The sequence below is a fragment of the Acinetobacter lwoffii genome, from assembly GCF_049367455.1.
Taxonomy (GTDB): Bacteria; Pseudomonadota; Gammaproteobacteria; order Pseudomonadales; family Moraxellaceae; genus Acinetobacter; species Acinetobacter lwoffii_W.
Genome location: NZ_JBMPXW010000005.1, coordinates 1 through 9,646 on the forward strand (window position 1 = coordinate 1; position 9,646 = coordinate 9,646).

The 9,646-nt window shown below is 36.5% G+C and carries 13 protein-coding genes; 8 read left to right on the plus strand and 5 right to left on the minus strand.

Going from position 1 to position 9,646, the window contains the following annotated elements; translation table 11 throughout:
* The first annotated feature begins 354 nt into the window (after window positions 1-354).
* The 4 genes from ACO1B7_RS15190 to ACO1B7_RS15205 all read left to right on the plus strand — a co-directional run bounded on the left by ACO1B7_RS15190 (window position 355) and on the right by ACO1B7_RS15205 (window position 1,574).
* Complete coding sequence (locus ACO1B7_RS15190; protein ID WP_423090340.1) at window positions 355-516, plus strand: hypothetical protein; 162 nt, start codon at window positions 355-357, stop codon at window positions 514-516.
* Between the two features lie 33 nt (window positions 517-549).
* Window positions 550-747, plus strand: coding sequence for a hypothetical protein (locus tag ACO1B7_RS15195; RefSeq protein WP_423090341.1), 198 nt, complete (start codon window positions 550-552; stop codon window positions 745-747).
* A 151-nt stretch (window positions 748-898) separates the two neighbouring features.
* Complete coding sequence (locus ACO1B7_RS15200; RefSeq protein ID WP_423090342.1) at window positions 899-1,090, plus strand: hypothetical protein; 192 nt, start codon at window positions 899-901, stop codon at window positions 1,088-1,090.
* A 286-nt stretch (window positions 1,091-1,376) separates the two neighbouring features.
* Entirely contained in the window at window positions 1,377-1,574 is a 198-nt protein-coding gene (locus ACO1B7_RS15205) for a hypothetical protein (RefSeq protein ID WP_423090343.1), read from the plus strand.
* A gap of 414 nt (window positions 1,575-1,988) precedes the next feature.
* On the opposite strand, the gene ACO1B7_RS15210 is transcribed toward ACO1B7_RS15205, so the two are convergent.
* Both ACO1B7_RS15210 and ACO1B7_RS15215 read right to left on the minus strand, forming a co-directional pair.
* Window positions 1,989-2,162, minus strand: a complete 174-nt coding sequence (locus tag ACO1B7_RS15210) for a YqaE/Pmp3 family membrane protein (protein WP_423090344.1) — start codon at window positions 2,160-2,162, stop codon at window positions 1,989-1,991.
* Window positions 2,163-2,191: 29 nt separating this feature from the next.
* Complete coding sequence (locus ACO1B7_RS15215) at window positions 2,192-2,473, minus strand: mobilization protein (RefSeq protein WP_423090345.1); 282 nt, start codon at window positions 2,471-2,473, stop codon at window positions 2,192-2,194.
* Between the two features lie 208 nt (window positions 2,474-2,681).
* Between ACO1B7_RS15215 and mobQ the strand changes: the two genes are divergently transcribed.
* The 3 genes from mobQ to ACO1B7_RS15230 all read left to right on the plus strand — a co-directional run bounded on the left by mobQ (window position 2,682) and on the right by ACO1B7_RS15230 (window position 6,185).
* Window positions 2,682-4,115, plus strand: a complete 1,434-nt coding sequence (gene mobQ / locus ACO1B7_RS15220) for a MobQ family relaxase (RefSeq protein ID WP_423090346.1) — start codon at window positions 2,682-2,684, stop codon at window positions 4,113-4,115.
* A 536-nt stretch (window positions 4,116-4,651) separates the two neighbouring features.
* Window positions 4,652-5,575: a replication initiation protein RepM gene (repM, locus tag ACO1B7_RS15225; protein WP_423090347.1), complete on the plus strand. Its 924-nt coding sequence runs from the start codon at window positions 4,652-4,654 to the stop codon at window positions 5,573-5,575.
* 67 nt (window positions 5,576-5,642) lie between these two features.
* A complete protein-coding gene (locus tag ACO1B7_RS15230; protein ID WP_423090348.1) occupies window positions 5,643-6,185 on the plus strand; it encodes a plasmid replication DNA-binding protein in 543 nt (180 codons plus the stop codon).
* A 271-nt stretch (window positions 6,186-6,456) separates the two neighbouring features.
* Here ACO1B7_RS15230 and ACO1B7_RS15235 read toward each other — a convergent pair whose 3' ends face one another.
* From ACO1B7_RS15235 to ACO1B7_RS15245, 3 genes are all read right to left on the minus strand, one after another.
* Window positions 6,457-6,894 carry a hypothetical protein gene (locus tag ACO1B7_RS15235; protein ID WP_423090349.1) on the minus strand — a complete coding sequence of 146 codons (438 nt, stop codon included), beginning with the start codon at window positions 6,892-6,894 and terminating at the stop codon, window positions 6,457-6,459.
* Between the two features lie 393 nt (window positions 6,895-7,287).
* The gene (locus ACO1B7_RS15240; protein WP_423090350.1) at window positions 7,288-7,869 is read right to left on the minus strand and encodes a S1 family peptidase; all 582 of its coding nucleotides are present in this window, start codon (window positions 7,867-7,869) and stop codon (window positions 7,288-7,290) included.
* A complete protein-coding gene (locus tag ACO1B7_RS15245) occupies window positions 7,824-8,132 on the minus strand; it encodes a hypothetical protein (RefSeq protein ID WP_423090351.1) in 309 nt (102 codons plus the stop codon). Before ACO1B7_RS15245 ends, ACO1B7_RS15240 begins: the two co-directional genes overlap by 46 nt.
* 554 nt (window positions 8,133-8,686) lie before the next feature.
* Here ACO1B7_RS15245 and ACO1B7_RS15250 point away from each other — a divergent pair.
* The gene (locus ACO1B7_RS15250) at window positions 8,687-9,532 is read left to right on the plus strand and encodes an abortive infection family protein (RefSeq protein ID WP_108091257.1); all 846 of its coding nucleotides are present in this window, start codon (window positions 8,687-8,689) and stop codon (window positions 9,530-9,532) included.
* Window positions 9,533-9,646: the final 114 nt, after the last annotated feature.

Below are 9,646 nucleotides of genomic sequence, written 5' to 3' on the forward strand. Positions count from 1 at the left end.
TGCTATACCTATATTAAAAATACTGTTAATTAATCTAAAAGGATAAATTAATGAAAATTAACAACTTATTAATAAAAAAACTTACTTATAATGACCATCAGTATCAATTTTTTACACTATATTTTTCTGTCAAGAGTAATATAAGAACTATCTTAATCAATTCGGTTGCTTTATAATCGCGAACCAACCGTAAAACAAATTATTGTTTTTTTATTAAAAATCGATGATTTATCGAAAACATCCATTTAAGGATTCTGCCAATGTTAGTTTCATATTCATAATCTATCTGGGTTTGAGTTATAGAAATTATATAAATGGTTATGGTGAGTTAGTAAAACAGATTAATTGTCCTGTATGTCTGAATCTAAAAAAGTAGTTAAAAAAGTTAGCTCAAAATCTTATGGTTTAACAAGAGAAAAAGCCGAAAGAATTTCTATGAATCTCGAAATGCTTAGTGATGAAATTTGCAAATTACGTCGGAAGCATGACTATATTTTTAAAAAAAAATATTTCTAAATCTTTAAATACACCTTATACTGTTGAGTTGATTTGAGACTTGTCACCGGAGGTGGTGTATTCCTAATTTTTTACCAAAAAATTTTTGGAATTTTTGATTGCTATTATGCTGGGGCTAAAACCGATGAAGATCGGCATATCCTTGCTATGATGGCTAAAGATTTTGAATTTTATATGTTTAATAGTGGAGCGTTTTCTAAACGATTGGCAAGAGTGATTTGGGAAGGATGATCCCAATGATTATCCAAGGCATGTGATGGAAGCACATGGACTAGCGCATGTTGATATCTTGATGCGGAAGCTATGGCGGATGGAAGCTATCGAAGAATGGGATAAAAATAATTTTCCTCGTAAGTTTATAGGGCGCCGGAACAAGTGACTTATGTATGGTTTATACATTAGGTTCAGAGGGAACAGTTTTATTGTTAGCATTTTTGCTTTAGCAGCGCATGAAAAGCACGATGATTGTGATTACATCAATACATTGATTCGTGCCGCTATTGATTTTCAAGAGCAGGATAATGGAGAATATGTTTTACCAAGAAGTAAAATCCTAGATATTCTAGCTGCTTGATAAAATTACGATCATTTCTATTCTTAAGGTAGGTGCACATGTGCCTACTGTTTTTGCTCATTTAACATAAAATCTCTTATGCGAAGTTCAAATGTTAGACCTCACTTCATGTAATCGCCATTATGTAAATAATAATGATTTTAGTTGATTCTGCATTCTTATAGCTTTTGAAAACTTGCAGAACTTTTCTTAATTTGTAATCCTTGTTGCCAAGGGTGTGCTAGCTAAGCTAAGGCAGGTATTTGTTGTAGTCGGGCCACTATGACAGGATGAAGGTACCTCTTGTATGTTTAATCTAAATAGTTTTAATAAGATTTCTACTGAAGTCTTAACCTATAAGAATGCCCTTGAACTGAATTCAGAGAATCAATTAATCATAAAATATAAGACTTCCAGTTCTGATGACTATAAAAAAGCTATTGTCTTGGTACTAAAAGAGCGAGGATATCGTGGGTTGGAAATAGGCCAGTTACTTGAGAGTTAATTCTTTAAATTTTCTAGAATTAACATAATACACGTTATGTGAAAGGCCCTGTTTATGAGCCTTACGCATTCGTGTGTCTAACATGAAAATCTCTTATACGAAGTTCAAAAAAATAGCCCCATACCGATATTGGATAAGAGCTTTGTGAAGAAACATAGAGTGAATTTAATAAAAAATGAAACCCTCTAATTCTTATTTTATTTTTTTTCTAACTAAGAATTAGAGGGTTAATTTTTTTTGCCCTCTGGAGTTTTATAGTTATTGTTATAAGACTTATTAGATCACTTATTGATCAAACAATCACCCCTAATACCCCAAAACCGATCACTAACTTATGGATAAGTGTGATGGAAATCACAAAATTAATCAGATCTAAAAATCAGGAAACTAAACTATTTATGAAGAGCGTATTGCTCATTTAATTTTCTGATGAGTCTTATATTGCGACAAAGCATATACTGCCCAGATGGCAGCCGGGATCCAACCTAAAACTGTAATCTGAAGTACCAAACAAATGATGCCTGCAAATGGTCGTCCTATAGTGAAAAACAGCAGCCAAGGAAAAATCAAAGCAATCAACAATCTCATTTCACATTCCTATTTATCTTTTCAACAGATCAATAATTAAATATCGGCAGATCAAACAGCTTACGATCTCTTTCATCCGTTAAATATTTATCCATCTGCATAATCAATTTTGCCCGAGCCTGTTCATCCTCTTCGGTGATTTTTAGCATGCAGGATCCGATTAAAATTTTACGTCTGGTATCATCCTTTCGTGCCTGCTCTTTCTCTTTGGCACGTTCTCTTGCCAATGCTGCCTGTCTTTGAGCTTTAAGCTGCTTCAGCTTTTCTTCCTGAGCCTTGATTTTGCTGTCTAGTGTTTCAGTAACGCTCATTAATCCAATACCATCATCCTGGAAACCATCCCTAACATAAGCGCACTTGAATATGCATTCAAGGTGCTATATGTATAGTAATGTTTTCCTCGAAGAGCGCACTTATGCAAACTTCGTTTGCAAGTCCGATTGGGGTCCCCCCAATACCCCGACAACCGTATCCACGGTTGTATTTCACTACGTGAAAATTTAAAAGCGAAAAACAGGCATGGCGATTTACCACTTTTCAGTCAAAACCGTAGCACGATCTGCAGGGCGTTCCGCCACTGCTGCAATCGCCTATCGTGCAGGTGAAAAGATTTATTGTGAACGTGAAGGCCGGGAACATGATTACAGCCGAAAAACCGGTGTGGAACATAAAGAGATTTATTTACCCGAAGGCGCACCAGAGCATTTAAAAAACCGGGAAAGACTCTGGAACGAAGTTGAACAACGGGAAACCCGAAAAAATTCTACAGTCGCCCGGGAATTCGAAATTGCCTTTCCCAGTGAATTGAACCAGGAACAACGCCTGGCCATGCTCGAAGATCTATGTTCTAGCATTGTAGACAGACACCAGGTGGCGGTTGATGCATGTATCCATGCACCGCATACCGGATCCGGCAGCGATGAACGCAATTATCACGCGCATATCCTGATGAGCACACGCAAACTCACGCCAGAAGGCTTCACGGATAAAACCCGGGAACTGGACCAAAAACACAGTGGAGAAATCGAGCACTGGCGCGAGCACTTTGCCGAGATCTGCAATATGCACCTGGATATGGCCGGATCCACCGCCCGAGTTAATCACCGCAGCTACAAAGATCAGGAGAATGGTCTGGAAGCGACGCTGCACGAAGGACCGAAAGTCACCGAGCTACGCAGACAAGGCATCGAAACCGAAATCAGCCGAAGCAATGATGAAATCAAACACAGAAATCAGGCTCAGCTGCAATACGGCAAAAATATGGACATGCTGATTGCTGAAAATGAGATAGAACTCAGCAAACAGAAAAAAGAACAGCAGATTCAAATCGAACATAGCGCTAAAACGCCACCAATTGACGAAAAAGCCGTGTTTGAGGAAAAACAGAGGGAAACCCTCGTTCAACTGCTCAAAGGCCAAATTAGCGCAAAAGACGCGAATCTAGACCTGGATTTCATGCAGCGTAATCTTAAACAAGCCGAAATAACCCTGATCAATCAGCACAAACATCAAAACGAGTTCAATCAGCAGCTTGCCCAGGAGATCGTAAAAAGCGGACTCAAGCAAAGTCATGACAAATTGCAAAGTCTGGTGGATCAACACAACGAATTAACCCAGAACAAGCCCTTGCTGTTTGGCAAAAAAGCCTGGGAAGCACAACGTGACGCGATTTACCAGGAACACAAAAAACTAAAAGGCCAACATGAGCATCAGAAAAAACATGGTGTGAAGGAATTACTGCAAAACGATGCTTTCCAGGAACATGCCTGGAAGAAATACCAAAAGCAGCATCCGGAGAAAGCCAAGCAATACCAGACCCTCTACCAGTCCTACAAGGTCATTAAAAAATGTGTGGACGAGATCAAAACCGAACAGCAGATGAAACTTAGACAAGAACAGCTCAAAGCACAGCAACATGCGCCTAAAATGAAATCTCGTGGCATGAGTCGATAAACAGAGCGAGTGTCTACGAGCGAACTGAGAAAATTTGCCCATCCCTTTCCCTGATTACAAGCTCCCTATCCATACATCACCTGCATAGCAGAGCATCCCGCATGGGTGCGAACTTTCCAAATTGGCTTCCCAAACTGAGCGAAGCGAGTAAAAAAGCTTATGAGCGAAGCGAATTCCGATCTGCTTTTTATCTTGCTTTTGCTTTTTTCAAAGTCACGGAAATATTAACCAAAAATTGCCCCGACGAATCGAGCGAAAGCGAGATTCAATAGAGTTTGAGCGAAGCGAAAACCAAGGGCAATTTTTCATTCCCTGGGCTTTTAATTATTTTTAAGCTTTTAAATGCTTTTAGATAGCCTGTAAGGCTGAATTTATAAGGCTTTTAGAGATTATAAAACGAGGTTTACCTTGCATTAAAACGAGGTTTACCTTGCATTAAAACGAGGTTTACCTTGCATTAAAACGAGGTCTACCTTGCATTAAGCGAGTTAATATTATAACCTCGTCTTATTGACTTAAAAATATAAATTTTTCATATGAAAACCGAACTAATTGTCAAAGATAACGCTTTAATTAATGCTAGTTATAACCTTGATCTAGTAGAACAACGATTAATTCTTTTAGCTATCGTTGAGGCCAGGGAATCAGGTAAAGGGATCAATGCTAATGATCCATTAACAGTTCATGCTGAAAGTTATATCAATCAATTTGGTGTACATCGAAATACTGCTTATCAAGCCTTGAAAGATGCTTGCGATGACCTATTTGCAAGACAATTCAGTTATCAAAGCCTTAGTGAAAAAGGTAATGTTATTAATCACAAATCAAGATGGGTAAGCGAGGTTGCTTATATTGATAATGAGGCTGTCGTTAGACTTATTTTTGCTCCCGCTATTGTGCCTTTAATAACTAGGCTAGAAGAACAATTTACAAAGTATGAGATACAGCAAATAAGCAATTTAACGAGTGCTTATGCTGTTCGTTTATATGAAATATTGATTGCTTGGCGTAGTACGGGAAAAACGCCTCTTATAACTATCTACGATTTCAGACAAAAAATAGGTGTACTCGAAACTGAATACAAAAGGATGTACGATTTTAAGAAATATGTTTTGGACATTGCATTAAAACAAGTAAATGAACATACCGATATTAATGTCAAAGTTGAACAACATAAAACCGGTAGATCCATTACAGGTTTTTCATTTAGCTTCAAACAGAAAAAGTCAGCAATAAATACAGCCAACGACATTGGTCAGGACAAAGAGTTAAAAATCAATTTGACACATGCACAACGATATTTATTTGCTAGTAAATTATCAGAACTTCCTGAGATGGCTAAACTTTCACAAGGTAATGAAAGCTATGAACAGTTTGCTGCACGGATTGTAACCATGCTACAAGAGCCAAATAAATTAAAAGAACTTATGCCATTACTTCGAAAAGTCGGCTTTCAATAAATGATGTCAATTGACATAGTAAAGTTAACAATCAACTATTAACACTATTTGAAAACTGGTTTACATAATGAAAAAACTGTCAGTTTCAGAACTAGCAAAACTATATGGATATTCTAGACAGGCTGTCTATGCTCATATAAAGAAAGGGAATTTATCAAAAGGATCTGATGGTTTAATTGACTTCACAGAGGCTTTGAGAGTTTTTGGAGAACCACAAAAAAACAACTCTACTGTCAACCAAAGTCAATCAACTAATAGTCAAAACTTGACAGAAGTTGACTCGCTAAAACGTCAAGTTGACATACTGGAAAAACAATTAAATCAGGCAATACAGAGAGAAAATCAATCATTAGAACGTGAATCGTTTTATCAAGAACAGATTGAGGCCATGCAGCGCTTACTGGAAGCTCCAAAAGCCAATATGACTACGTTTACCGATCATAAATCTAAACAGGATATAGCAACAGATTCTCGGTCACAGACTGAATCGAACTATGACGGATTGACTACCTCTCGACAAGACAATAAACGTATCCCTGTCCCTGAACACGTTGAGCCAGAACCTAAAAAAAGAGGCTTCCTGAGCCGTTTTTTCCTTCCCTATGGTTAGCCAGGACTCCAATTTTTTGATGAGCCAATTTCAGTGCAAGCACCTGAAATAATGACTCCTCAAAAAACCGGATGATGTTTATTAAAACTGAATAAACTCGTGGAACATTGTTTATTTATTGAGCGTGAAACATGAAAAAGCCATAAAAAAGCCCACCTTGGGGAAGATGGGCTATCAACTAGAAACTACAGCATTGATTTCTAATGAAAATTATAACACGTTTCGTATAAGGTGTATTATGTTAATTTTAGGCATATTTAAGAATTTCACTCTAAGTCATTTGCTCAACATTTTTTGATTTTTTATCATTTAAGGTAATCAGAAATAGCCAATAACATAAGCCAGGGAATAGAGCCATAAGAACAGTCCATGTATTGGTATACATCTTCCACCATTCTTTTGAAATTTCTCCTGTATGGCTCCATCCAAAAAGAATAAAAAATGGTGCAGCAATAATTAGAGCACTAATACAGATGGTTAGCAGGTTAAGGATGCTATAACGATTTAAAAGAATTGAGAACATGAAGCTGAAAGGCACAGTCAAAATACAATAAGCTAAGTAAACAAGCCCATGCCCTACAAAAACCACAAAAATTGAATAGAGGCTATATTCATGATTCATTATGATAAAGAGCAATGCAGCAAAGAAAAGTAATGGTAATGGAGCAAGTAGTAGGGCTTTTACTATTCTTTCTTTTGAGTATTTCATTAGCTTAATTCTCTTATTTACTCAATAATTATTACTACTATACCTACTTTAGCAAAGAGCTTTGAATCTCCATTTAACATAATGGTAGTTATGCGAAACTAGTATAGTAGGCTTTACGCGGAATTCTTAGCATATTCATCTTTTGTCTTATATCTTTGTTTTTTACCTATCGGTAAAATATATTCATAACCTATAGAGAAAAAAGTAGGTAATTAAGAAAAAAATTACAGCGATTTATAAGCCTTATAGTTCCGGGAGAGACTATAAGGCTTTTTCTTTATCTTAAAATTCATATATCTATACTATTTTGATAAACAAAAGCATGGCTGAAAGCCATGCTCTGGGAATTCGTATAAGGTGTATTATGTTAATTTTAGGGGAACTTAATTTTAGTTACAGATTTCCCCCAACCAAACGTTCAACTTCTTTCTCAAGAGCAAAAATTTCCTTAGAGTTAATAGCTACACCAATGTTATTTGGTATCTGAGTAATTGGTACTGGAATATTTGAAGTTGGTGCGGTAACAATCTGTATTTGACCTGATGCAGTATGCATTGCTCCAGCATAATGAATACCTAAAAGGCGGATACGAGAGGCCCCCATGTAGGTATTGCCTTTATTGTCCATATATCCCCCAATATTTGCTAAAAAAACAGGAGAGCCGCTAGACCCTGGAAAACTAGCAATATCTGTTAAAAATTCAGACTTACCATTCCAAGAAACATTAGGATGCGTTGCAGTGATACCTTTTCGTATAACAGGAAGATTGTTTTTTGCATCCCAAATTCCATTTGGGTAACCAATCATTACTATATCTTCCATAGATGAATAGGACTCACGCTCCTCATCTTTTGGAATTAGATCTGTCTGGAGGGGTATATAAAAAAGCTTTTGCCCAGATTGTTGCAGTTGATTTAGTAATGGTCCTATTAAAAAAGCTGCAAGATCAATATTTGGATGGTATGTTTTATACACTGTTGCTCAAATTGCCCGAATTGAAATTGTTGATGTTTGCCAGTATCAGGAAGCCCATCATCCTTAGCAACTGTTACATGAAATCGACCAACATTAGCGTTAGCAACTACGTGCTTATTAGTAACAATTACAGGAATACAAGTATCTTCTTTTTGGAGAAAATTCATATAAAAGCCTGTACCAGTAGATATCCCACCACCATGAAGATCTGTCTCAATTCTCACTGTACTATGAGTGAGTTTTTCCATTATGCCTAAGCTCATTTTTAATCCTTACAAGTAACAGTTGTATAGTGTAGCAGTCCCTATTTAACATAATGGTGATTATACGCAATACACTTGTATATTAATATAAATATCAATTACTTAAAAATTTCACCCTGATCGTAAAATGCACAAAAATTGGCTTTTGTAATAAGTTGGTGAGTTTTTAAGCATATCTGTAACATTTTGCCAGTAAAATTGGTTAAAAAACGATCAATTTGGCAATCAGTGCCCATTTCATACGGATCCAAGTTCCAAAACTATCCCCAATTGCTGGGGATAAAATTTAGGCTATTTTGTACGCTTTGGCTCACATCAATCTCTACTCTTTGCTGCTATCCGGAATACTGGAATTTTCCTATTATGAACTCATCGAGAACAGGAAGTTCCATATAAGAATAACAATAGATAAGCACAAGGACTGTAAGGTACGACAGGAGTTATACCGAGCGAACCAATACGAAAAACCCCAGCAGGATGCCGGGGTTTTTTTATTGTTTAAAATCTATTGATAATTAGTAATATATAAATTTTAGATTTACTGAATTAAACCAATGAAATTATCTGACTTCTCTACTCAACGTCTTGGCGAATATATAGCTGGAGATCTAGAAGGCTGGCCATATAGACGTGGTGTCGATCTTGTAGAATTCTTCAATAAAATGGGGTTTAGAGAAACCTATGGGCAAGGTTTTCCAAGCCGTGCCATTTATGCAAAAGGAAAAGTTTCTGAACTGAATGGTAAGCCTAAACTAAAAGATGCCATTCGAGAAATGCTTGACCCTAGGCTTTGGATTGATCTTACGTCTAAGGGGCATTCAGTAGAAATCTGCGCTGCTCAAGTAAATGAAATTTTAAATTATGACGGCTATGAAGTAGTTAGAGATGGAAATTTTTACAAAGTACGAGAGTTAGCTGGAACTATTATTGAGATTGAGCAGCGATTTGAAAAATCTGAAGAACTTAGTGAACTTCTTATAGAAGAACAAATCCAAAAATGTAAGGCTAAAATTGAGGCCGAAGATTACTCAGGGGCCATAACTAATGCACGCAGCTTAATTGAAGCAGTATGTGTGAAAATTGAAGCTGAGTTAGATCCTAATGCTAAAGGAAATGATGGAGACCTAGTTAAGATTTTTAATCGAGTAAGAAAGCTATTAAATCTAGAACCAAGCAGACAGGATATTTCTGACTCAATTAAACAGGTTTTGTCAGGGTTATCCAATATAATTAATGGTCTTGCGACTATGAGAAATAAAATGTCTGATGCACATGGTGTAACGTATAAACCAAGTAGACACCATGCAAAGCTAGCAGTAAATTCAGCGAAAACACTTGCAGATTTCTTATTTGATACAATGAGCTATCAGATAGAAAATGGTAATCTTAAAAAGAAATAATTTACCCTTAGTTTTTATAGAAAAAGCCCAATAAATGATGGGCTTTTGGAGTGCTCCCAGTATCGTAGACACAAGAGAGCCTAATTTTTTAGTTTCATATAGCACCTAGTAACA

What these genes read in the sequence shown, in the direction of transcription:
- ACO1B7_RS15190 (WP_423090340.1), top strand. Translation starts at nt 355, where the DNA reads ATGTCTGAATCTAAAAAAGTAGTTAAAAAAGTTAGCTCAAAATCTTAT.
- ACO1B7_RS15200 (WP_423090342.1), top strand. Translation starts at nt 899, where the DNA reads ATGTATGGTTTATACATTAGGTTCAGAGGGAACAGTTTTATTGTTAGC.
- ACO1B7_RS15205 (WP_423090343.1), top strand. Translation starts at nt 1,377, where the DNA reads ATGTTTAATCTAAATAGTTTTAATAAGATTTCTACTGAAGTCTTAACC.
- ACO1B7_RS15210 (WP_423090344.1), bottom strand. Translation starts at nt 2,162, where the DNA reads ATGAGATTGTTGATTGCTTTGATTTTTCCTTGGCTGCTGTTTTTCACT.
- ACO1B7_RS15215 (WP_423090345.1), bottom strand. Translation starts at nt 2,473, where the DNA reads ATGAGCGTTACTGAAACACTAGACAGCAAAATCAAGGCTCAGGAAGAA.
- mobQ (WP_423090346.1), top strand. Translation starts at nt 2,682, where the DNA reads ATGGCGATTTACCACTTTTCAGTCAAAACCGTAGCACGATCTGCAGGG.
- repM (WP_423090347.1), top strand. Translation starts at nt 4,652, where the DNA reads ATGAAAACCGAACTAATTGTCAAAGATAACGCTTTAATTAATGCTAGT.
- ACO1B7_RS15230 (WP_423090348.1), top strand. Translation starts at nt 5,643, where the DNA reads ATGAAAAAACTGTCAGTTTCAGAACTAGCAAAACTATATGGATATTCT.
- ACO1B7_RS15235 (WP_423090349.1), bottom strand. Translation starts at nt 6,894, where the DNA reads ATGAAATACTCAAAAGAAAGAATAGTAAAAGCCCTACTACTTGCTCCA.
- ACO1B7_RS15245 (WP_423090351.1), bottom strand. Translation starts at nt 8,132, where the DNA reads ATGAGCTTAGGCATAATGGAAAAACTCACTCATAGTACAGTGAGAATT.
- ACO1B7_RS15250 (WP_108091257.1), top strand. Translation starts at nt 8,687, where the DNA reads ATGAAATTATCTGACTTCTCTACTCAACGTCTTGGCGAATATATAGCT.